This window comes from Ruegeria sp. BG11, from assembly GCF_056538565.1.
The window spans coordinates 229715-252036 of record NZ_JBQFTH010000003.1 but is presented as its reverse complement, the minus strand read 5'-3'; the positions used below and the strand labels follow the sequence as shown (position 1 = coordinate 252036).

Sequence of the window (22322 nt, the reverse complement as noted above, 5' to 3'; positions counted from 1 at the left end):
CGCGATCATGACGTTATCAAACTGAAATTCTACGCACAATCTTTGTTGGACACAGCGGCAGACACCTTTTTCGACTGAGGCGCATAAACGGGGTCCCGCCGGTTTTAAGGCTACAGGTCAGATCCGCTTTTTCGGCGCAAGGTAGGTCCATGTCGGCCCGGCTGTCTCGCCCGATCCGTCCGGCAATGGGATGCGCATCAGTTTTTGCGCCAGCGACTTGATCGAATACATCGTTGGAACAAGGTCGCGCAAAGCGGATTTATCTTCGTTGAAGGCGATGTGCAGACCGTCCAGCAAACCGGACCACGCGGCGTTGAATTCGGCCGAGATCGCGGCGATTTCGGGGGCGGACTTATAGTTCTCCTCGCTTGGGTCGTCTTTCATCGGAGAGACTGCGCTCCAATCGACGATAAGGTCACCGCCAGTCGGAGGGTCGGTCACAAGATCTTCGGGGCGATAGTAGCGGCTATGTAGGATTTCGTTGAACTTGAAGAAATGTGCAACGTCCTCATGGCCAGCTGGCCCCGGAATGGTGTCTCCGTCGCCAGCTTTGCCACCCAGATCTGCGCCTTCGCCCTCTTCCATGATCTTTTGGATGGCATCAAAAGCCGCCTTGCGACGTTGCGCGGGGGTGCCGGTTATCTCGACTACTTCACCGCCCGCGCCGAAATAGTCGTCATTGGAGATCTGACGCGCGGGGTCGCCGATGAAGATCTCTTTGTCCCCGAACTCCTTACACGCTTCTTCCAGCAGCTTCCTGACATAGGCGTAGAACCCGCCGATGGTGGAATAGTGCCCCCTCAATGCCTTACGGAGGTCTTTCGGCGCGGTTTCGATCTTGCGAAAGCTTTTGACCTGTTTGGGCGAGAATTTGCGCAGACGCACCTCTGGCCCGGCCCCGTTCAAAAGCTCTGTCGGGTATTTCGGCAGCAAGTTGGGATTGTTCAGCTGAGGCGTGCCCCCGATCGCGTTCATCACATTCGCCGCAAGAACCATATGCAACATCTCTTCGACCATGACTTGACGGATCACCTCGATCGGTTCGGCGTTGACGATGGTCGGCTCGGACCGGTCGTATTGCCCTTGCTCGAGGATCGAATAGCAGGCCGTCGCGTAGGGCGGTATTGTCGAAAGCTCTAGCATCAAGGCGTCTTGCAGATGTTTGCAGAGATTTTTACGCGCGGCGTCCAGTTTCTTTTTCGAACTCATTTCGCACCCCCTTTCCGAACGGCCTTCTGGATGGCTCTGGCGGCCCTGAAGGCCATGGCAGACATCGTCAGTGTTGGGTTGGACGTGGCAATCGTCGGCATCGAGCCCGCGCCCACCAGCCACAGATTGTCGTGGTCCCATGCGCGCATCTCGTCATTGGTGACCGAGTTGTGCCTGTCGGTTCCAATCCTGTGCGTACCGACCAGATGGCCTGCACCGAAGAAGGTGTAACCCTTTCCATCATAAGTTAAATACCCCGCATCCGATGGGCTGTAGGAGGTATGGTTCTTGATACCCAGCCGCTGGAAAATCTGCGCGCAGGTGTCATTGGCGGCGGCCAGCCCTGCGCGGGAATAATCGTCCAGATCATAGCTGATCACCGGGCGGTATTCGCCCATTGGCGTGCGGTAGGCTGGGTCGATGGTCACGCGGTTAGTAGCTCTGGGCAGTTGCTCAACCATAGTGCCAATTCGGACCTGCCGCTGGACATCGTGATAGAGCTTGTCGCGCAGGGCGGTGCCATAGAGGTTGTCTTGCTCGACCAGTCGCGCCACGTCGGAGTTCGGAGAGCCAGCGGCAAAGTTCCATCCCCAATTACCGATCTCCAACCGGAAAGCTGCATTCTTGTTCCTAAAGTTTCCGTCCCGGAAATTGGCATAGCTCGAGGTCGATCCCGGGCCGCGAAACGGTCCAACCGGCTCGGGCGCGGCGCCCCAAGTCATCATGTAGGGGTGGTCCATCAGGTTGCGGCCCAGCTCGTCACTGCTGGTGCAAATTCCCGAGGCTAGCGCCAGAGTGACGTTTTCCACCGCACCGCCAGCCAGCACATATTGCTTACCTCTGGCCCGGCGTAGTTCGTACTGAGGCACACCGGGGAACGGGTATTTCTTGTAAACAATACCAGATACACGCCCGCTTTCGGCCAGTTCGACCTTCGAGGCGATGGCCTGCGTGATCGTCTCCATCTGATGCTTGGCTTTGTGCTTGGCATCTTCGAGCGTTTTCATCGCGTTGTATTTGGCCTGGATCGGGCAGATCGGAATGCAGCTTGAGTTTCCCTCGCACCGCTGACCCATATAGGCGAATGGTCCGGTTGCGCCGCGCGGGCGGAATTGCTGCCTGCGCTTGTCGCCAACCTGAATGCCCTTGGCAGTTCTTGGCTTGCGCGGAGTTGAGTTCCGGCCCTGCGGCGTGCGCGAGACTTTCAGGTGAACCGTGCTGGTGGCATCCTCGCCGATTTCGATGGGCATCCCATCTGCCTTGGCAAAGAAGCCATCCACGTAAGACGACGGGATCGAATGCATCGGGTAGTCGTATTCCTTGTCGAAATACCCGACATTGTCGTGCCGTCCTGACGTGCGAATACCCAGTGCCTTGGGCGTCTGTTCGTCGGCATCGGCCGAGACACCGATCTCCCACTCGGCGCGCTCATAGTCTGCGCGCAGGTCCTGATAGCCAAAAGGCCAGTCAACGCCTTTGCCAAAGCGGCTTTGCATCTCGAAATCCGCAGGCATCATGCGCAGGCTCGTGCCCAGCCAATGCAATGAGGTTCCCCCAAAGGCCATCAGGTAGTTGCTGCCAAAGGGCAGGGGGCCGCGTTGCACGAAATACCCGTTTGTGTCGGGCTCGGTGCCCCGTACCGCGGTGATGTCTAACACCGAAGGTGACGGCAGGGTTGGTAGGTTCGGATAGGGAGAGTTCGGCGTCTTAGCCAGCGACAGATAGTACTGATCCAAGTAAGAGCGATAGGTTTCCCACGTCTTGCCATGGTCTTCCCCGGCTTCGAGGATCAGAACCGAATGACCGGCCGAGACCAGCTCTTTCGCCAGAATGCCCCCGGCAAACCCGGCTCCTACGATGACCACATCATAGGTCCGGTCGTCATCTGCAATCGCGCTCATTTGCCTGCCCCCCGCTGTTTTGGAGGTTCAAGGCCCCATGCGCCAAAGCCCTGTTGCTTGGCCCCTTGGGGATGCGCTCCGATGGCGTCCCAGACCAGCCCTTCCTTGTAGGACCTGGTCGAGATGATCTTGACCACATCAAACCGCGACGCGCCGTAGCTTTCGCGCCATTCCTGCGAAAGCGGCACCCATTGGCCGGTATACCACAGCTGGATCAGCGTCCGCGACAGCGGGCCGAGACACTTGTCCGACAGATAGGTCTGACGCATGATCCGGTCGTCGTCCTGCTTGCCCAGCTCGTGGGAATGGGACAGGAACTCCTTGAGGATTTCGGCGGGCAGGACCTGCCGAAACTGATGCCAGTATTCGCCTGCGCATCCGGTACCTTGCAGCTCGGCGCTGCTATAGCCTGTCAGGGCGGCGCTGACGGTCAGAAAGGCTTGAAACTCGGGGGCGTCATCATGCGTCTTCATGGCGATCCCCATCAATTGCGTCCACATAGAAGCCACGAGGCTCAAAGCAGGCAGGCGTGCTTTCAAAGACCTGCACGGCCACCGGCGTCATATCGGTGAACAGCGTGAGCATGTCGCGGGTCATCGGGAAATCGTTGTTGCCCAGTTTCAGCTTGAAGCTTTTTGCGATGCGTTTGCCCTCTTTCGTGGTCAGCATCGCGGTTTCAAACAGGCCCGAGATGGTCCAGCGAGTCCAAACGGTGCGCCCAAGTCCAGTGGCGAATTCGGGGATCGGTGTGCAGTTGGTCAGAGTCCAGTGATCGCCCTTGAGTTTGCCAAGATCCGCCGTCAGATCATAGACGATGGTTTGCGGATCGTCGGGATTGACCAGTTGGATCCACCATTTCTTGGGTGAGATCGGAGGGTGCCCCTTCATCTTGGCATTCAGCGAAGGAACCTTGTAGTTGAACTTGCCCAGAAACTTGGGTTCTCCGAACGCTTGCCGTCCGGCCTTGACGGCCATGGCGTTATCGGCGGCAACGTGAACCCGTAGATGGCCGATGGTTTTCGTCTGATCTCGGCCGTGAAGATACTCAGTCAGGGACATCTTCGGCACGCCCGGCACACGGTTCTTGGGATAGGCCAGTAGGTTGAATTCGACCTCGTTCACGAAGCCCAGCGAGTTGTCATAATGCGCGGTATAGCGTTGGAAGTTCAGCAGGATGACGGCCTTGTTCTCGCCGTCTTCATCGGGAAATTCGGCGACACACAGGCCGGTGCCTTTCACAAACTGGCGGGCAACTTCGACCGAGGTGTACCAATACATCCATTGGCATTGCAGCGAGGCATAGTAGAAGGGGAACGTGTCAAACTGTTTTGGCAGTTTCGGCATGACGCCGGTGACATCCGTCTGATGGCACGGGTCGCTTTTGGCTTTTTTCTTTGTCATTTGGCTGTGATCTCCCCCACTGGCTGTGACAATTCTACTTGCTCAAATTCCGCCCGATCATGCCTCCGGCTGTTTTGTTTTTAGGGTTTTCAAAATGGCTTTTGCCTCGACCAGCGCGGGCGCCTTGGTCTTGTCGGCGGCCACGGCTTTCGAGATCTCACCAAGGCAGTTTGACGAGGTCTCAAGCTCGGCCAATTCCCGAATGACATGCAAAAGCGGGCCGTAGTGGCCCAGCTGCAACGCCACCATAGCAGCCTCTTTAAGGTGGCCGATCCCGGCGCTGTCATCCCCGTGGGCCATTGCCAACCGACCGCGCAGGCAGGTCAGCCCGACGATCCAGAATTTCTCACCGCTGTCGTTGGCGAAGGCTTCGGCTTCGTCCAACAGTTCCTCGGCCAGTTCCAGTTTGCCGTGTAGAATAGCCGCATCCGCGTAGAGGCACAGGAAGAAACTCAGACCAAGGCGGCAGCCGGTATCGCGCCATTCGCGCAGGCCCAGGGCGATCTCTTCCAAGGCCTTTTCACCATCTGTGCTTCGGCGCACCCAACCATTCATGACCCGCGCCCAACCGCGCCAGAATTGGAAAGAATATTCCTCGGACAGCGCGATCAAAATGGCCGAACTGTCCTGCACCGTCGCCTCATCGCCCCGGAAATGGGAAATCCATCCAAGGAAAGCATTGGCGAAGGACTGGCTGAACGGGTGCGCGGTTTCTTCGGCATGGACTAGCGCCGCTTTGATCGCTGTCAGCGCGCTGGATTCGTCGCCTGACAGCCAGTAGGAAAGCGCGCGATAGCCCTGAAGAGCCACTGCAAGGTCAACCACATCGAAATCGAGGCCCATGAAGCGATGTTCGATGGACAGATTGACCTCAAGCCCGGCCTCAAGATGTTTCAACGCATCTTTCGGATGGCCCAGATAGGTCTGAAGCGATCCCATTGAGCGTTCGGCTGAGACAATGGTCAGCGGGCTCGATAAATCCTGACAGAGCGAGACCAGCCGATCCGCATTCTGTTTCGATATTTCATATTCTCCGCCCAACATGGTCGAGCGGAACTGCCCGTAGACCACTTTGAACAGCCGCTCTGTCTCACCATACTCGCGGCATAGGGACTGCGCCCGCGCATAGGCCGACAGAACCGATTTATGCGCATAGCCCCGGACGAAGGCCAGAGGCACGGCGATCATGATCTGCATGTCGATTTCGCGCCGGTCACGTTCCTGCGATTGCGGCATTTCCTGCAAGCATTCCAAAGCATGCTGCAAATGTGTGATCGCCTCGACATTCGCCGAGTGGTCCAATGCCTGTCGGGCTGCGGTCATCAGTTTGCCCTCGGCAGCGGGGTAGTTGCCGGCACGCCAGTAGTGATGGCCCAGAATTTCAGGCTCTCGCGCGACGGTTTCGGCGTATTTCTCCTCAAGAACCGTAGCGATTTGGCCATGCCACCTTGAGGCCGTCGAGCGCAGCATGGATTGATACGCGGCATCCTGCACCAGCGCGTGGCGGAACCGGTAGGCATCTGCCGTACCCGGCTGGCCTGCGGGCACGATCAGTTCGGTCTCAAGCAGCTGGTTCAGCGCTTCGGTGATGTCGTTTTCGGTCCAGTCCAGAACCTCGGACAGCAGCTTGCGCTCAAAGTTTCGGCCGATTGCTGCGGCGACCTGCACGATCTCGCGGCTGGCCGACAAACGGTCCAATCTGGCCATCAGCGAATCCTGCAGCGATTCCGGGATCGCCATGGACAACTCGGCCTGACTCTGGCCGCGGTTGACCAAAAGGCCGGATTCCATTGCCATCTTGGTCAGCTCTTCGACGAATAGGGGCACACCATCCGTGCGGTCGGCCAATTGACTGAGAACTTCCGGCGACGGCCGCACGCCCGAGATGCTTTCAACCAGCTTGTAGATGTCACGGCGTACAAGCCGATTGAGCTCCAGACTGGTGACATGGGACTGGTTGCGCCATGGCGATTGGAACTCGGTCCGGGCGGTCATCAGGATCAGGCAGTGGCGGTTCGACACCTGTTCGATCCAGCCGTTGACGAATTCCAGCGTTGAGGCGTCGAACCAATGCACATCGTCGAGCAGCAGCAACAAGGGATGGTGCTGCTCCAACCCCGCGCACAATTGCAAAAGCGCCTCGATCAGCGCGCCCTTCTCCCGCTCGGGCCCCATCGGCGCGACCAGAGAGGTGCTGTCTTCCAGCCCCATCAGGCGCAGGATAGGGGCGGCGCAGGTTTCTGAATCCAGGTTCAGATCGGTCAGAAAGCGGGTAACTTTGTCCCGACTTTCCTCAGGAGGCGCATTGGGCAGCATGCCCGTTAGCGTCGTCAGCGCATTCTTGATCGGGAAAAATGCGCTGCTTTGATGCAATGGCGATCCGAACAGAGTGAACTGGGTGGAGTCCTCGTCGGTTAGCTTGTCCTTCAGGCCAAAGGCGATTTTGGATTTGCCGACGCCCGCGTCGCCGGTCAGTAGCAGAACCTGCCCCTCTCCGTCCAGCGCACCGTCCCATCTGGACTGGACCAGAGCGATCTCGGCGGTGCGCCCGATAGTCGGCGTCTTGTCGTGCGCGAAGTCTTTGCGCCCAGTCTCAAAACCGGAAATCTTCGGCCCGACCTCATAGAGATGCAACGGTGTGCTGACTCCCGCCAAGGGAGGGCTGCCGATCGAGTTGAAATCCAGACGCTCTCCGATCAGTCTACGTGTCACTTCCGAGACAACCACCTGACCCACATCTGCCGCAGCCTGAATCCGCGCCGCCACGTTCGGTGTATCGCCAAACAGCCAGACCTTTTCTGAGCTTGATGTGCCTGCCGCCGTGCCCACCACCACAGGTCCGGTGTGGATCCCGATCCGCACATTTGTCGAAACCGACTTGTCCGTCAGTCCGGCATTTCCGTCGCGCGCAGCGCCCGCGATCTCAAGCGCGCAAAGAGCGGCGGAGTAGTGGCTGAGTTCCTGCGCGGTGGGATAGCCGAAGATGGCGACCACTCCGTCTCCGGCATAATTGGCAATCTCGCCGCCGAATTTGGTGACGGTCTGGCCAACCAGCTCGCGGTATTGCGTGATCAGTTCGCGGTAATCCTCGGGGTCGAGTCTTTCGGATAAGGCCGTCGACCCCACCAGATCGCAAAACATGACGGTCAGTTGGCGACGTTCGGCAACGTCTTCCGGTAAATCCTTGGGGGATGGCACAGTGGCGGTGGGTGAGGGGCTGTCCTGACCCAGCAGCGCAGCCCCACAAGCGGTGCAAAATTTTGCATGCGCCATCGCTGACGCACCGCAGGACCCACAGGCAAGGGTTAGTGCATTGCCGCAGCCGTGGCAAAAGTTGGACCCGGCAGGATTGGCCGCGCCGCATTCGCTGCAATTAACATTCGGACGTCCCAATATGGCTGCCCCTGAGCGCTGTAATTGCGCCTTATGTGAAACAAAGAAACAATTTCGCTTTCTTTAGTATCACATAATCTACAATTCGTCGCCCTTGAATTGTGCGTGGGTTTTGTGCGCCCGCAAAGGGTTACTCACGGGTGCGGGCTGGCACTGTGGTTAGGACCCCGCCTGCGGTCGCAGAAACCCTCCAATTCTGTCGATGTTTTCGACCAGAAAGAACGGGCTGTCAGAGCCCGGTATGGGCTGAAAAAGCTGCCCATGGTCTTTTTTGAACGCGGTAAAGATCGGGCCGGTCACATGGTCCATAAAAGCGTGGAAGTCCTTGTAGATTTCGATGAAAACGACGGTGCCGTCACTGCAGGGCGGCGCCGAGTTTTCGCCGCCTGTGTGGATGAGGTAGCCCCAGGTGTCCTCTTCCTGCTTCACATCTTGGGCCAGTTGCTTGAGGGCTGCAATCCCTTCGGCCTCCTGTTCGGGTTTCAAATACCAGGTCGCGATTATGCTATACATATCGATAGTCCTTTCTGAGGGCAGGTCTTCGTCCGATCCGTGATTATCCCTACCCAGACGGGTCAAATTGATTGATCTTCGCGGCGCGGCAGCCCTCGGGAAATGAGGATTCAATATGCCGAAAGAAAGCCCGCAATAGGTTCGTTGGATGAGGGCCACGCACCCCTTATGCTAGCATATTCTGCGCCGGGCTGGCAAAACTCAGATGTTGCCAGGGGGCCTTAGCGGTCCTAGCTGTCACTGACCGATGACTCGAATATCAACCCCGCGAGGAGATCTGCCGCAGAGGTCCGTAGGCGGCTTTGAATTGCGCCTTGGCTGCCCCGTAATCTGCGATTTTGCTGCTGTCAGGCTGAACGCGCTCGCCGATGTTGGGAGGGGTCAGTATGTCTTCTGGGGACGCTCCGGTTTCTGCGATCTGGGCAAGACGCGCGGCCCCTAGTGCCGCGCCGAACTCTCCATCTTTGGGCAACTCGATTGGGACGTTCAGAACGGTTGCGATCAGCTTGACCCAATAGTGCGATTTTGTACCGCCGCCGATGCCGATCAGCCGATCAATCCGCGCGCCAGTCTGCACCAGCGCGTCATACGAATCGCTAAGGCCATAGGCGACCCCCTCAAGTACGGCGCAGGTCAGATCCCTCTGGTCGGTGTCTTTTCCCAGCCCGGTAAAACCGCCGCGAATGTTGGCGTCGTTGTGCGGGGTGCGTTCGCCTGAGAGGTAAGGGTAGAACTGCACGCGGCCCGGCGCGCGTAGCTCCTCGCCCAATGCGCGCGTTAGGTCGGCGGGTTTTTGGCCGGTGATCTGCCCCAGCCAGTTCAGACTGTCGGTTGCAGATAGCATAACGCCCATCTGATACCAGCGATCGGGCACGGCATGGCAAAACGTGTGCAAAGCCGAGGCCGGATCAGGGTGATAGCCATCGCGCGCAGCCAACAGCACCCCGGAGGTGCCAAGAGAAATGAACCCGTCCCCCTCGTTCAGAGCACCCAAGCCACAGGCAGCTGCGGCGTTGTCTCCCGCGCCGCCTGCGACGGTGACGCTATTGCGCAGACCCCAACGGCTGGCAAGATCGGCGCGAAGGGTACCTGCGGGCTGACATCCCTCGACCAAGCGGGGCATCTGAAAGGGCGACATCTTCCCAGCGGTCAACAGCTCCTCCGACCACGCGCGGCGCGAGACGTCTAGCCAAGATGTGCCAGCGCTGTCCGACATGTCAGCGACGTAGTCGCCTGTCAGATAGTAGTTCATATAAGCCGCAGGCAGCAGAACCTTCGCGATACGGGAGAAATTCTCCGGCTCATGTTCCTTGACCCAGAGCAGTTTGGGGGCCGTGAAGCCGGGGAAAACGATATTGCTCGAAATCTCGCGAATTCCTGGCAGGGCGTCCAGATGCCGGGCCTCGGCATCCGCGCGTGTGTCATTCCACAGGATGCAGGGTCGGATCACGTCGCCTGCGGAATCCAGAAGCGTGGCGCCATGCATGTGGCCCGCTACGCCAACGGCTCGCAGATCGTTGAATTCAGGATAGGCGTCCCGCAACGTGGCAACCGCCCCCTCTAGCGCCGCGATCCATTCGGCGGGGTCCTGTTCGCTCCAGCCGGGATGTTTGTGTTCGGACGTGCAGGAATGCTCTGCCGAGCCGAGCACACTGCCGTCTTCAGCCAAGAGCAGGGCGCGCAGCCCGGACGTTCCGAGATCAATGCCAAGGTAGCTCATACTGCGTCGCCTCTGAATTCACATGTTTGCAAACGGTTTATTCTGTTTTTGAGGAGTCTGCAAAGTGCGGATCAGCCCCCGATATAGCTGCCGGTCTTTGGGCGATAAAAAATCTTCTGATCATGCAGCTTGCCCAGAAGATCATGCATCCGGCGGATGGTGTCTTCGTTGGTCTCGTCCCCCTCAATGGAATAAGAGGCCATCGCCTGTCGCAGGGCCTGTTCGATCAGTTCCATATCCTCGATGGAGAGTTCGAACATGTCATTAAATTGCGGCATTTGAGGTCCTCCGACTGCGGGTGTGAACCCAAAGCATGCCCGGAAAACCCCGAGTTTACCAGGTTGCGGTCCGTATCAGTCCCTTTGCATCCGCGCTGCATAATATTGCGCAATGGCTTGGGTCCGGTTCTTGACGTCTAGCTTGTCGTAGATGTTCGACAGGTGGAACTTCACGGTGTTCGTCGAAATCTCGAGCTCTTTTGAAAGTTCGCGATTGGACATGCCCTGCGCCAGCGCCTCGAGGATGGTGCGTTCCTTGCGCGACAGGCTTTCGATCGGGTCCTGCTGCATTTTCCGGACGTCGATGAACGGAAACACCATCTTGCCCGCTGCCACTTTCTCGCAGGTGTCCAGAAGCCCTTCGACCTCGCCCGAGCGTGCGGCAAACCCGGCAGCCCCGGCCTGCATCGCAAGTCTTGGAACGTCGGCATTGGCATCGCCATAGACTACGAAGCGCGGTGCGCTGGCCTGATCGCGCAGCACCTCGATCAGTTTAGCTGCGCCAAGGGCGGGCAATGTCCAGTCTACCACACCGACCTGAACAGGCACTCGCATCACCGTACCGAGGAATCCTTCGGCCGTGGCCGAAGTCGCGACCAATGAGAATCGCGGGTCGCGTTCAAAGATCTCGGACATCGCCGACAGGACCAGAGGGTTGCCGTCTGCCAGCATGACGTCGATGGGCTTTGATGGAGCTTCAGCCATAAGAATTTGCCCTTAAAGCTCAAAAACTACCCAAATGGGTGGGTACGTTTTTGGTATACTATCGTATTTTTACACCTTTGGGTAGGTAAAAATCCATCCTATTAGGCATGCTAAATCAGTAGTAAGTTACGTTGCGTGATCTGGCAAGACCACGTTTTCTACACGGCAACTCAACCAAACGGGCCGCTGAGCCTGAGAAACAGCAGAGGAAGCCGCACAATGACTCTCCAGATTTTCCCTCCGCTCGAAATCCCCGAGACCCTTGCAGCGGGTCCCGGACCCGGCAACACGGATGCCCGCGTTCTGCAGGCCTTTGCAGGGGCAGGGGTCGCCGATCACATGCAGGGCGACGTTCTGCGCGGAATGATCGAGTGCAAGCATATGCTGCGCGAAATCTGGGGCACGCAGAACGCCTATACCTTCGCCGTCGCCGGAACGGGTTGGAGCGCACTGGACGCTATGTTCTCGGCCGTCATGCCGGGCGACAAGGTTGTTGCTTTTACCAACGGCACCTTCTCGGGCATCGACGCGCTGACCTTGCGGATCAAGGCAGCGACGCCCGCCGAACACGCAGCCAATCCGCTTGACCCGCAAGCTGCCAGCGTCACGGTGATCGAGGTTCCGCATGGCCAGCCGGTCACCGGCGAGATCGTCGAAGCGGCCCTGGCTGAGCACAAGCCCAAATGGGCGTTCATGGCCCATTGGGAAACCGGGTCCGGCCGGATCAACGACATTCGCGGCTTTTCGGACGCGTGCGAGCGTCACGGCGCGATGGGGCTGATCGACGCGGTGTCGTCGCTGGGCGTGGATGATTTTTCGATCGACGACTACCCCGGCATCGCAGGCTGGGCCTCTTGCCCCCAGAAAGGTCTGTGTTGCCTGCCGCTGACCTATGCTCCAGTTAGCTTTACCGATGCCTTCATCGACAGCCTCAAGACCAGCGGTGCCTACACCTATGTGCACAACCCGATCTTCGAGGCCCGCCACTGGGGTATCGTCGACGGTCAGGATGTCGAGAAAGGCGCCTATCACCGGACGCATTCGGGCTATGCCGTGGCTGCCTTCCACGAGGCGTTGCGTCTGACATTGCAGGAAGGGCTTGCCAAGCGCGCAGCGTCTTACCGCATTCACGAACGCGTCCTGCGCGATGCCGTGGTCGAACTGGGGTGCGAGGTCACCTCGGACATGCCCAGCCTGATCGTTCTGAACCTGCCACCGGAGCTTGCCGGGCGTGAGATGGAATTGGTGCAGAATTGCCGTGCGCGCGGTTTTGGCATCTGGCCCACGCTAAGCGCGCCTGTGCAGGTGCGGATCGGCATCCTCAACCAGCTGAACCGGAAATCCGTCAGCCGGATCGTACGCCTGTTTGCCGAGGCGATGCGCGAACTGGGCGGACAGATTGATCGGGACGCGATCGAAGCCCTGCTGGAAAGTCGCTACGGCACTTCGATGGCTGCTTAATTTCACTGCAAGAACGGGAGGATTGCAGATGGATATTCACGAATATCAGGCGAAAGAGCTTCTTTCGAATTTCGGCGTCGAAGTACCACCCGGTGCTTTGGCTTATAGCCCGGAACAGGCGGCCTATCGGGCGCGTGAACTGGGGGGTGACAAGTGGATTGTCAAGGCGCAGGTCCATGCAGGCGGGCGCGGCAAGGCTGGAGGGGTCAAGCTGTGCAACACCGAAAACGAGATCTACACAGCCTGTGATGACATGTTCGGCCGCAAGCTGGTCACGCATCAGACCGGCCCCGAAGGCAAGGGGATTTACCGCGTTTACGTCGAGGCCGCGGTGCCGATTGATCGCGAAATCTATCTTGGTTTCGTACTGGATCGTTCGAGCCAGCGGGTCATGATCGTTGCGTCCTCGGAAGGCGGGATGGAGATCGAAGATATCTCGGCCGAGCGTCCGGACAGCATCGTGCGTTCAATTGTTGAACCCGCAGTGGGTCTGCAAGAATTCCAGGCCCGTGAAATCGCGTTCCAACTGGGGCTGGAGCCGAAGCTGATCCAGCACATGGTCCGCACGCTGCAGGGCTGCTACGCCGCCTTCAGCGATCTGGACGCCACCATGGTCGAGATCAACCCTCTGGTCATCACAGGGGACGACCGCGTTTTGGCGCTGGACGCGAAGATGAGCTTTGACGACAACGCCCTGTTCCGTCACCCGCAGATCGCCGAACTGCGCGACAAAAGCCAGGAAGACCCGCGCGAAAGCCGTGCCGGTGACCGGGGCCTGTCCTATGTTGGTCTCGACGGCAATATCGGCTGCATCGTGAACGGCGCCGGTCTTGCGATGGCGACCATGGACACGATCAAACTGGCTGGCGGAGAGCCTGCGAACTTCCTCGATATCGGTGGTGGCGCCTCGCCCGAGCGTGTGGCTAAAGCTTTCCGTCTGGTTCTTTCGGACGACAATGTGCAGGCCATTCTGGTGAACATCTTCGCGGGTATCAACCGTTGCGACTGGGTGGCCGAGGGCGTCGTACAGGCTTTGAAAGAGCTGGATATCGACATCCCTGTCGTCGTGCGCCTGGCCGGTACCAATGTGGAAGAGGGTCAGAAGATCCTCGCCAAGTCCGGTCTTCCGATCATCCGCGCCACCACTTTGATGGAGGCGGCCGAACGCGCCGTGGGCGCATGGCGCAACGACCTTACCCAAGGCACCAAGATGAGGGCTGTGTAATGAGCATTCTTCTCGATCGTAACTCGCGCGTGATCGTGCAGGGTATCACCGGCCGTATGGCGCGGTTCCACACGAAGGACATGCTGAACTACGGCACCAATGTCGTGGGCGGCGTGGTTCCAGGTAAAGGCGGTGAAACCGTCGAAGGCGTTCCGGTCTTCGACACCGTCAAACAGGCGGTTGAAGCCACTGGCGCGGATGCCAGCCTAGTGTTCGTTCCACCGCCCTTTGCGGCGGACTCGATCATGGAGGCCGCAGATGCCGGTATCCGCTATTGTGTCTGCATCACCGACGGTATTCCGGCGCAGGACATGATCCGCGTTAAGCGCTACATGTACCGCTATCCCAAAGAGAAGCGCATGGTCCTGACCGGGCCGAACTGCGCGGGCACCATCTCACCCGGCAAAGCGCTGCTGGGGATCATGCCGGGGCATATCTACCTGCCGGGGAACGTGGGCATCATTGGTCGCTCGGGGACGCTGGGCTATGAGGCCGCAGCCCAGTTGAAAGAGCGCGGGATCGGAGTTTCGACCAGCGTTGGCATCGGTGGCGACCCGATCAACGGCTCGTCCTTCAAGGACATTCTGCAGCGTTTCGAAGAGGATGAGGACACCCATATCATCGCCATGATCGGTGAGATCGGAGGCCCTCAGGAAGCCGAAGCGGCCGAATTCATCCGCGATCACATCACCAAGCCTGTGGTGGCCTATGTTGCGGGTCTGACCGCTCCGAAAGGTCGGACCATGGGCCATGCCGGTGCGATCATTTCGGCCTTCGGCGAAAGTGCCAGCGAAAAGGTTGAAATCCTGTCGGCCGCTGGTGTGACCGTGGCCGAAAACCCAGCGGTGATCGGTGAAACGATCGCCCGCGTGATGGAGGCTGCGTGATGGTCAAACCCTCGGTTCTAGTCACCCGTCGCTGGCCTGCCGCCGTCGAGGCGCAGCTGGCCGAGAACTACAACACCGTGCTGAACACCGGGGACAAGCCTATGTCCCCGGCAGAGATCCGGCACGCGCTGAAATCCTATGATGCGGTCCTGCCGACCGTGACCGATACCCTCAGCTCCGAGGCTTTGGACGTTCCCGGCGCGCAGACGAAAATCCTGGCAAATTACGGCGTTGGCTACAGTCACATCTGCGAGCCCTCAGTGCGTGGGCTGGGCATGACCGTCACCAACACGCCGGACGTGCTGTCCGAATGCACCGCCGATATCGCGATGACCTTGCTGCTGATGGTGGCGCGCCGCGCTGGCGAAGGGGAACGCGAGCTGCGGGCCGGCAATTGGACCGGCTGGCGCCCCACGCATCTGATCGGCACCAAGGTAAGTGGCAAGGTGCTAGGCATCATCGGATATGGCCGCATCGGGCAGGAAATGGCCCGGCGTGCTCATCACGGTTTTGGCATGCAGATCGTTGTCTACAACCGCAGCAAAATCGCGCCCGAGGTTCTGGCCCAATGCAATGCCACTCAGGTCGAAACCGTGGATGATCTGCTGCCGCAATGCGATTTCGTCTCGCTCCATTGCCCCGGCGGGGCTGCAAACAAGCACCTGATCAACGCGCAACGTCTGGATCTGATGAAACCGGACGCATTCCTGATCAATACGGCACGTGGCGAGGTGATCGACGAACGCGCCCTGATCCAGTCCCTGACCTTCGATATGATCGGAGGCGCAGCGCTGGACGTGTTCGACGGAGAGCCCCGCATCAACCCCGACCTTTTGGGATGCGACAACCTTGTGATGCTGCCCCATCTCGGCAGTGCCACCCGTGAGGCGCGCGAGGCGATGGGGTTCCGGGTGCTGGACAACCTCAGCGACTTTTTCGAAGGCCGCGAACCGCGCGATCGCGTGATCTGATCCCCCCGCATATCACTTCTCTGCTCTGACCTCTCAGTGGGGTCGGGCCTCGGACCGCTCAGGAGGACTGCGTCATGAACGCGCCTAATCGTTTAAATGGTTTTTTCACCCAGTCTTTGTCGGACCGTGACCCTGAGCTTTTCGGCTCGATCACGTCCGAGCTGGGCCGTCAGCGCGACGAGATCGAGCTGATCGCGTCGGAAAACATCGTCTCTGCCGCCGTGATGGAGGCGCAGGGCTCGGTGATGACCAACAAATACGCCGAAGGCTATCCCGGCCGTCGCTACTATGGCGGCTGCCAGTTCGTCGACATTGCCGAGAACCTGGCCATCGACCGCGCGAAAGAGCTGTTTGGTTGTGGCTTTGCCAACGTGCAGCCAAACTCGGGCAGCCAGGCCAACCAGGGCGTATTCCAGGCGCTGATCCAGCCCGGCGACACCATTCTAGGCATGAGCCTCGATGCCGGTGGTCACCTGACCCACGGCGCGCGTCCGAACCAGTCGGGCAAGTGGTTCAACGCCGTGCAATACGGCGTGCGCAAAGAAGACAACATGCTGGACTACGATCAGGTCGAGGCGCTGGCCAAGGAGCATAACCCCAAGCTGATCATCGCAGGCGGCTCGGCTATCCCGCGTCAGATCGACTTTGCCCGCATGCGTGAGATCGCCGACATGGTCGGCGCCTACCTGCACGTAGACATGGCGCATTTCGCCGGTCTGGTGGCCGCAGGCGAGCATCCCTCGCCTTTCCCGCACGCGCATGTCGCGACGACGACAACCCACAAGACCCTGCGTGGGCCTCGTGGGGGTATGATCCTGACCAATGATGAAGATATCGCTAAGAAAGTGAATTCAGCGATCTTCCCCGGCATTCAGGGCGGTCCGCTGATGCATGTCATCGCAGGTAAAGCCGTTGCCTTTGGCGAGGCGCTGCGCCCCGAATTCAAGACCTATATCAGCCAAGTCATCACCAACGCACAGGCGCTGTCGGATCAACTGATCAAGGGCGGTCTGGACACGGTGACCCATGGCACCGACACCCATGTGGTGCTGGTCGACCTGCGCCCCAAAGGCGTGAAGGGCAACGCGACCGAGAAGGCCTTGGGCCGCGCGCATATCACCTGCAACAAGAACGGCGTGCCGTTTGATCCTGAGAAGCCGACCATCACCTCGGGCATCCGTCTGGGGTCCCCTGCCGGCACTACGCGCGGCTTCGGCGAGGTTGAGTTCCGCCAGATCGCGGATTGGATCATCGAAGTGGTCGACGGTCTGGCCGCCAATGGCGAAGACGGCAATGCCGAGGTCGAGGCCAAGGTCAAAGCAGAAGTCGCCGACCTCTGCGCACGCTTCCCTATCTATCCGAACCTGTAAAACCAAGGACCCTAAACCATGAGCTTTCACCCAATCGAACAGGCTCCGGCCCGTCTGAACCGCAGCGAACTGGCTGTTCCGGGCAGCCAGCCCGGCATGTTTGAAAAAGCGGCTAAGTCGGATGTGGATGTGATCTTCCTGGATCTGGAAGACGCCGTCGCGCCCGACGAAAAGGAACAGGCCCGCAAGAACATCATCGAGGCCCTGAATGACATCGACTGGGGTAACAAGACCATGTCGGTTCGGATCAACGGGCTGGATACTCATTACATGTATCGCGACGTGGTGGATGTGGTCGAACAGGCCGGTCAACGTCTGGACCTGATCATGATCCCCAAGGTCGGCACCGCCGCGGATGTTTACGCCGTCGACATGCTGGTCACCCAGATCGAGGACGCCAAAGGCTACAAAAAGCGGATCGGGTTCGAACATATCATCGAAACCGCGCTTGGCATGCAGAATGTCAGCGAGATTGCTGCCGCATCGAAACGCAACGAAAGTCTGCATTTCGGGGTTGCCGACTATGCGGCCTCGACCCGCGCGCGGACAACCATCATTGGCGGTGTGAACCCGGATTACTCGGTGCTGACCGATGCCGACCCTGAGGGCGGCCGCATGACCCATTGGGGTGATATGTGGCACTACGCGCTGGCGCGTATGGTTGTTGCGGCGCGCGCAAACGGCCTGCGCCCGATCGACGGCCCGTTCGGCGATTTTCAAGACCCCGCTGGCTATCGTGCGGCGGCAAAGCGCGCAGCGGTTCTGGGCTGTGAAGGCAAGTGGGCCATTCACCCCAGCCAGATCACGCTGGCCAATGAGGTCATGTCGCCTTCGGATGCCGAGGTGGACAAGGCCAAGCGGATCCTCGTCGCGATGGCCGATGCCGAAGCGGCAGGCAAAGGCGCTGTCTCGCTGGACGGCCGTTTGATTGACTATGCCTCGATCCGGCAGGCCGAGGTGCTGGTTGAAAAGGCGAGCCAGATCGCTGCTGCGTGATCTGCCAAACGTTAGACGGAGCGGGCTGTCCCATCGGACGGCCCGTTTCGGTTTTGCGGGCGAAAAGCACTGATCGGGCGGCCGAATTGACGGGTGAACGACCGCCCCAAGGCCGACGCACAGGAAAACCCGCATCTTAGGGCAATCTGTTCGACACTCAGTCGCGTTTCCTGCGCCAGATAGCGCGCATGTTGCAGACGATAGAGCTTGTAGTAATTGCCAGTCGTCATCCCCAACTCATCTGCAAATGCGCGGCTGAGGCTGCGCTCGGAGAGCGAGACGCGTTCGGCCAGTTCAAAGGTTGTCAGCGGAGTCTCGACGTTTTCGGCAATGACATTCAGCGCGTCCAGCAGCTTCGGCGACCCACGATCCTGCAATTGTTGAGAACCGCGCTTCAGCTCGGATTGGCGGGCAGGGTCGTAGATGAACATGTTCGATGCATCAAATGCGGCGGCGGGTCCGAACAGGTTCTGGATCAGGTCGAGGGTCAGTTCCAGCGCCGTGCTGGCCCCTCCGCAGGTCAGAAAGGGTCCGGAATGGACAAACCGGGCGCTGGACACGTTCACTTTGGGAAAGCTTTCGCGAAAGGCATCAAGCTCTTGCCAGTGGATCGTCGCCTGATGCCCGTCCAGAACTCCGGCTTCGGCCAGAATCCAAGCCGCTGTATCCAAGGCCAGAACGCGCTTGGCGGTCCGAACGGCCTGTCGGATCGCTGCAAGCAATTCCTTGGTAATCTGCTGCCGGACGCGGTAACCGGCCACGATGACCAGTGTTCCGGTGGATTTTGCTGGGTCGAAGACCCGATTGGGAGAGACCTGTATCGCACTCGAGCTTTCTACGGGTTCACCGTTCAGGCTGGTGATCTCCCAACCCGGACTGGCGTAGAGCGCGCGCATCTTGACGTCCCGCAACGGCTCCAGCGCGCTGGCCAGAACCATGTTGGAAAACCCGTCCAGCAACAGGAACTCGAAATGCTCATGAGGGGATGACGACAAAAGTATTCCTCCTGACGAGAAATGTATCGTTTGTTCCGGGGTTTTGAAAGTAGCGTTGCCGCATCCCGTCGCCTGCCAAGGCGCGATTCCTGCTGATCGAAGGACAAAGATATGCCCCTTGCCATGAACCGCGAAGTTTTCATCACCTGTGCTATCACCGGATCGGGTGGGACGCAGGACAAGTCTCCGCACGTGCCGCGCTCGCCCGAGCAGATTGCCAATTCGGCGATTGATGCGGCCAAGGCAGGTGCTGCCGTTGTGCATTGCCACGTGCGCGACCCGGAAACCGGTGTGCCGTCGCGCGATCTGGGCCTGTACCGCGAGGTGACAGACCGCATTCGCGATGCTGAGGTCGATGTGGTGCTGAACCTAACGGCCGGTATGGGCGGTGATATTGTGTTCGGCCCGACCGAAAACCCGTTTCCGGTCAATGAAGCGGCCACTGACATGATCGGGGCGACAGAGCGGATGGCGCATATCGCCGAATGCCTGCCCGAGATCTGCACGCTCGACTGTGGCACAATGAACTTCGCCGAGGCAGACTATGTAATGACCAACACCCCCGGCATGTTGCGGGCGATGGGTCAGATGATGACCGATCTTGGCGTGAAACCAGAGATCGAAGCCTTCGACACCGGCCACCTATGGTTCGCCAAGCAATTGGTGAAAGAGGGTATTCTGGAGCCCAACGCTCTGGTCCAACTGTGTATGGGTGTCCCGTGGGGTGCCCCCAACGACATCAACACCTTCATGGCGATGGTCAATGCGGTGCCGTCTGATTGGACATGGTCGGCCTTCTCGCTGGGTCGCGATCAGATGCCCTATGTTGCGCAATCGGTTCTGGCGGGCGGCAATGTCCGCGTCGGGCTTGAGGACAACCTGTTTCTGGAAAAAGGCGTTCTAGCCACCAATGCACAACTGGTCGAACGTGCCGTGACGGTGATCGAGAACATGGGCGCCAAGATCATCGGCCCGGACGCCGTGCGCGAGAAACTGGGCTTGACCAAGCGCGCTCCCGTCGCGAAATGAACAGGCGCGTTCTTGTAACCGCAGGCGCGGCTGGCATCGGCCGCGTCATTGCGGAGCAATTCATTCAAGACGGATCACGGGTCGCGGTCTGCGATGCAGACCCTGCCGCAGTTCAGAGCTTTGCCGAAGCGCATCCCGGCAGTATCGCCGTGGTGGCCGATGTCACCTCGGAGTCCGCCATGGACGCCTTCCTGAGTTCCGTTGAGGCGGAATGGGGCGGCATTGATGTGGTCTGCGCCAATGCCGGTACCGGCGGCCCCGCCGGGCCGATCGAAGACCTTGCCTATGACGCGTGGCAGCAATGCCTCGCCACCAACGTGCACGGCGCCTATCTGACCTGCCGCTGGGCGGCGCGGGTCATGAAGGCGCAAAAAAGTGGCCTGATCGTCATGACCTCGTCCACTGCTGGGATCATGGGCTATCCGATGCGGTCGCCCTATGCGGCGGCTAAATGGGCCCTGATCGGCTTGACCAAAACCCTCGCGATGGAGCTTGGCCCCTTTGGCATCCGCGTCAACGCGATCTGCCCCGGAGCTGTTGAAGGCGACCGGATGGAGCGCGTTTTGGCGAACGAAGCCGCAGCCCATGGTCAGAGCATTGAGACCATGCGCGCAGCCTATGTGACTGGCGTGTCCATGAAAACATGGGTCACGGCGCAGGACGTGGCGAACAGCATACTTTTCCTTGCCTCGGAGGCGGGGACCAAAATCTCGGGGCAGGTTCTGTCCATCGATGGCCATACGGAGACACTTGCGCCATGACACAAAAAGCAACCATCGTCGGCGGCGGCGTGATCGGCGGGGGCTGGGTTGCCCGCTTTCTGCTGAACGGCTGGAACGTATCGGTCTTTGATCCGGACCCGGAAGCTGAGCGCAAAATCGGCGAAGTGCTGGCCAACGCCCGCCGCGCCTTGCCCGCCCTCTATGACAAGGCGCTGCCAGCCGAGGGCACTCTGACTTTTCATGACGATATGGGCGAGGCTTTGGCCGGCGCCGCGTGGGTTCAGGAAAGCGTGCCCGAGCGTTTGGACCTCAAGCACAAGATCCACGCGCAGATCGACAAGCTGTCGCCTGCCGATGCGGTGATCGGGTCTTCGACCTCGGGGTTCAAGCCCTCTGAACTGAACGAACACGGCGGTCGCGTTGTCGTCGCGCACCCGTTCAACCCCGTTTACCTGCTGCCGTTGGTCGAGTTGGTGGGGGATGCGAATACTTGCGCCAAGGCGTCGGATATCCTGAGGTCCATCGGGATGTATCCGCTGACCGTCCGCAAAGAGATCGATGCGCATATCGCCGACCGTTTCCTCGAGGCTGTCTGGCGTGAGGCGCTTTGGCTGGTCAAGGATGGCGTCGCCACGACTGAAGAAATCGACGAAGCGATCCGCATGGGGTTTGGTATCCGCTGGGCGCAAATGGGTCTGTTCGAAACCTACCGCGTCGCGGGTGGCGAAGCAGGGATGAAACACTTCATGGCGCAATTCGGCCCGGCCCTGCAATGGCCCTGGACCAAGTTGATGGATGTGCCGGAATTTACCGATGAACTGGTCGACCTGATCGCGGGTCAGTCGGACGCGCAATCCGGCCATATGTCGATCCGCGAACTGGAGCGTCTGCGCGATGACAACCTGATCGGGATGATGCGAGCGTTGAAGAAAACCGGCAGCGGTGCGGGCGGCGTTCTGAACGCGCATGAAGCGATGTTGCCTGACCCCGAAGGTGATGATCTGCCGATCACGGTGGATCGTGTCATCCCGCAAAGCTGGACAGACTATAACGGCCACATGAATGAGGCCCACTATATCGAGGTCTCGGCCCAGGCGACGGACAGTTTCATGCTGATGATCGACGCGGATGCAGATTATATCGCGGCGGGCAACAGCTATTTCACGGTCGAGAATTTCGTGCAGTACCACGCGGAATTGCATGCGGGGGGTCGTCTGACCGTCACAACGCAGGTTCTGCGGGGCGAAGGCAAGAAAATGCACCTGTTCCACCGTCTGCACGGACCGGATGGAGAGGTCGCGGCCACCGTCGAAACCCTGTTGCTGCATATGGATCTGAACGCGCGCAAAACCTCTCTGCCGACCGAGGGAGTGGCCGCGAAACTGACCGCTTTTGCCGAAGATCACGCCAAGCTGCCGACCCCTCAAGGGGCGGGCCGCCATGTGGGGCAACGCGGCTGATACCAACGCGTGCCGCCTCTGGTTTCATGAATCCGGCGGCGGTATCTACTGGCGGGTCGATCTGCAAAGATCCTGATCCGCCTTTT

The 22322-nt window shown here is 59.5% G+C and carries 19 protein-coding genes; 9 read left to right on the top strand and 10 right to left on the bottom strand.

What is annotated here, in order from left to right:
- Window positions 1-117 precede the first annotated feature (117 nt).
- The 9 genes from ACR0JF_RS07205 to ACR0JF_RS07165 all read right to left on the bottom strand — a co-directional run bounded on the left by ACR0JF_RS07205 (window position 118) and on the right by ACR0JF_RS07165 (window position 11120).
- Window positions 118-1209: a ferritin-like domain-containing protein gene (locus tag ACR0JF_RS07205; protein WP_170661472.1), complete on the bottom strand. Its 1092-nt coding sequence runs from the start codon at window positions 1207-1209 to the stop codon at window positions 118-120.
- Window positions 1206-3110 carry a GMC family oxidoreductase gene (locus tag ACR0JF_RS07200; protein ID WP_170661473.1) on the bottom strand — a complete coding sequence of 635 codons (1905 nt, stop codon included), beginning with the start codon at window positions 3108-3110 and terminating at the stop codon, window positions 1206-1208. The genes ACR0JF_RS07205 and ACR0JF_RS07200 overlap by 4 nt, the downstream gene beginning before the upstream one ends.
- The gene (locus ACR0JF_RS07195; RefSeq protein WP_170661474.1) at window positions 3107-3583 is read right to left on the bottom strand and encodes a hypothetical protein; all 477 of its coding nucleotides are present in this window, start codon (window positions 3581-3583) and stop codon (window positions 3107-3109) included. Before ACR0JF_RS07195 ends, ACR0JF_RS07200 begins: the two co-directional genes overlap by 4 nt.
- On the bottom strand, window positions 3570-4511 hold the full coding sequence (locus ACR0JF_RS07190) for a hypothetical protein (protein WP_170661475.1): 942 nt from the start codon (window positions 4509-4511) through the stop codon (window positions 3570-3572). The genes ACR0JF_RS07195 and ACR0JF_RS07190 overlap by 14 nt, the downstream gene beginning before the upstream one ends.
- A 57-nt stretch (window positions 4512-4568) precedes the next feature.
- On the bottom strand, window positions 4569-7904 hold the full coding sequence (locus tag ACR0JF_RS07185; protein WP_170661476.1) for an adenylate/guanylate cyclase domain-containing protein: 3336 nt from the start codon (window positions 7902-7904) through the stop codon (window positions 4569-4571).
- Between the two features lie 159 nt (window positions 7905-8063).
- Window positions 8064-8417: an antibiotic biosynthesis monooxygenase gene (locus ACR0JF_RS07180; protein ID WP_170661477.1), complete on the bottom strand. Its 354-nt coding sequence runs from the start codon at window positions 8415-8417 to the stop codon at window positions 8064-8066.
- Window positions 8418-8676: 259 nt separating this feature from the next.
- The gene (xylB, locus tag ACR0JF_RS07175) at window positions 8677-10137 is read right to left on the bottom strand and encodes a xylulokinase (RefSeq protein ID WP_170661478.1); all 1461 of its coding nucleotides are present in this window, start codon (window positions 10135-10137) and stop codon (window positions 8677-8679) included.
- Between the two features lie 71 nt (window positions 10138-10208).
- Window positions 10209-10415, bottom strand: coding sequence for a hypothetical protein (locus ACR0JF_RS07170; RefSeq protein ID WP_170661479.1), 207 nt, complete (start codon window positions 10413-10415; stop codon window positions 10209-10211).
- A gap of 75 nt (window positions 10416-10490) precedes the next feature.
- On the bottom strand, window positions 10491-11120 hold the full coding sequence (locus ACR0JF_RS07165; RefSeq protein ID WP_480669062.1) for a LuxR C-terminal-related transcriptional regulator: 630 nt from the start codon (window positions 11118-11120) through the stop codon (window positions 10491-10493).
- A 219-nt stretch (window positions 11121-11339) separates the two neighbouring features.
- Between ACR0JF_RS07165 and ACR0JF_RS07160 the strand changes: the two genes are divergently transcribed.
- The 6 genes from ACR0JF_RS07160 to ACR0JF_RS07135 all read left to right on the top strand — a co-directional run bounded on the left by ACR0JF_RS07160 (window position 11340) and on the right by ACR0JF_RS07135 (window position 18030).
- Entirely contained in the window at window positions 11340-12581 is a 1242-nt protein-coding gene (locus tag ACR0JF_RS07160; RefSeq protein WP_170661480.1) for a pyridoxal-phosphate-dependent aminotransferase family protein, read from the top strand.
- A 28-nt stretch (window positions 12582-12609) separates the two neighbouring features.
- Complete coding sequence (locus tag ACR0JF_RS07155; RefSeq protein ID WP_170661481.1) at window positions 12610-13806, top strand: malate--CoA ligase subunit beta; 1197 nt, start codon at window positions 12610-12612, stop codon at window positions 13804-13806.
- Window positions 13806-14693 (top strand): succinate--CoA ligase subunit alpha, encoded by an 888-nt coding sequence (sucD, locus tag ACR0JF_RS07150; RefSeq protein ID WP_170380404.1) that lies wholly within the window; start codon window positions 13806-13808, stop codon window positions 14691-14693. Before ACR0JF_RS07155 ends, sucD begins: the two co-directional genes overlap by 1 nt.
- The gene (locus ACR0JF_RS07145) at window positions 14693-15664 is read left to right on the top strand and encodes a 2-hydroxyacid dehydrogenase (protein WP_170661482.1); all 972 of its coding nucleotides are present in this window, start codon (window positions 14693-14695) and stop codon (window positions 15662-15664) included. The genes sucD and ACR0JF_RS07145 overlap by 1 nt, the downstream gene beginning before the upstream one ends.
- A gap of 74 nt (window positions 15665-15738) precedes the next feature.
- Window positions 15739-17034 carry a serine hydroxymethyltransferase gene (glyA, locus tag ACR0JF_RS07140; RefSeq protein ID WP_170747519.1) on the top strand — a complete coding sequence of 432 codons (1296 nt, stop codon included), beginning with the start codon at window positions 15739-15741 and terminating at the stop codon, window positions 17032-17034.
- An 18-nt stretch (window positions 17035-17052) separates the two neighbouring features.
- Entirely contained in the window at window positions 17053-18030 is a 978-nt protein-coding gene (locus ACR0JF_RS07135; protein ID WP_170659415.1) for an HpcH/HpaI aldolase/citrate lyase family protein, read from the top strand.
- 11 nt (window positions 18031-18041) lie between these two features.
- Here ACR0JF_RS07135 and ACR0JF_RS07130 read toward each other — a convergent pair whose 3' ends face one another.
- Window positions 18042-19025, bottom strand: coding sequence for a GlxA family transcriptional regulator (locus ACR0JF_RS07130; RefSeq protein ID WP_170659414.1), 984 nt, complete (start codon window positions 19023-19025; stop codon window positions 18042-18044).
- A gap of 111 nt (window positions 19026-19136) precedes the next feature.
- On the opposite strand from ACR0JF_RS07130, the gene bcoG reads away from it, so the two are divergent.
- Genes bcoG through ACR0JF_RS07115 form a run of 3 tightly spaced genes read left to right on the top strand, consistent with a single transcriptional unit; the run spans window position 19137 to window position 22236 of the window.
- Complete coding sequence (gene bcoG / locus ACR0JF_RS07125; RefSeq protein ID WP_170554807.1) at window positions 19137-20054, top strand: 3-dehydrocarnitine:acetyl-CoA trimethylamine transferase BcoG; 918 nt, start codon at window positions 19137-19139, stop codon at window positions 20052-20054.
- On the top strand, window positions 20051-20815 hold the full coding sequence (locus ACR0JF_RS07120) for an SDR family oxidoreductase (RefSeq protein ID WP_170659413.1): 765 nt from the start codon (window positions 20051-20053) through the stop codon (window positions 20813-20815). The genes bcoG and ACR0JF_RS07120 overlap by 4 nt, the downstream gene beginning before the upstream one ends.
- Entirely contained in the window at window positions 20812-22236 is a 1425-nt protein-coding gene (locus ACR0JF_RS07115; protein WP_170659412.1) for a carnitine 3-dehydrogenase, read from the top strand. The genes ACR0JF_RS07120 and ACR0JF_RS07115 overlap by 4 nt, the downstream gene beginning before the upstream one ends.
- Window positions 22237-22322: the final 86 nt, after the last annotated feature.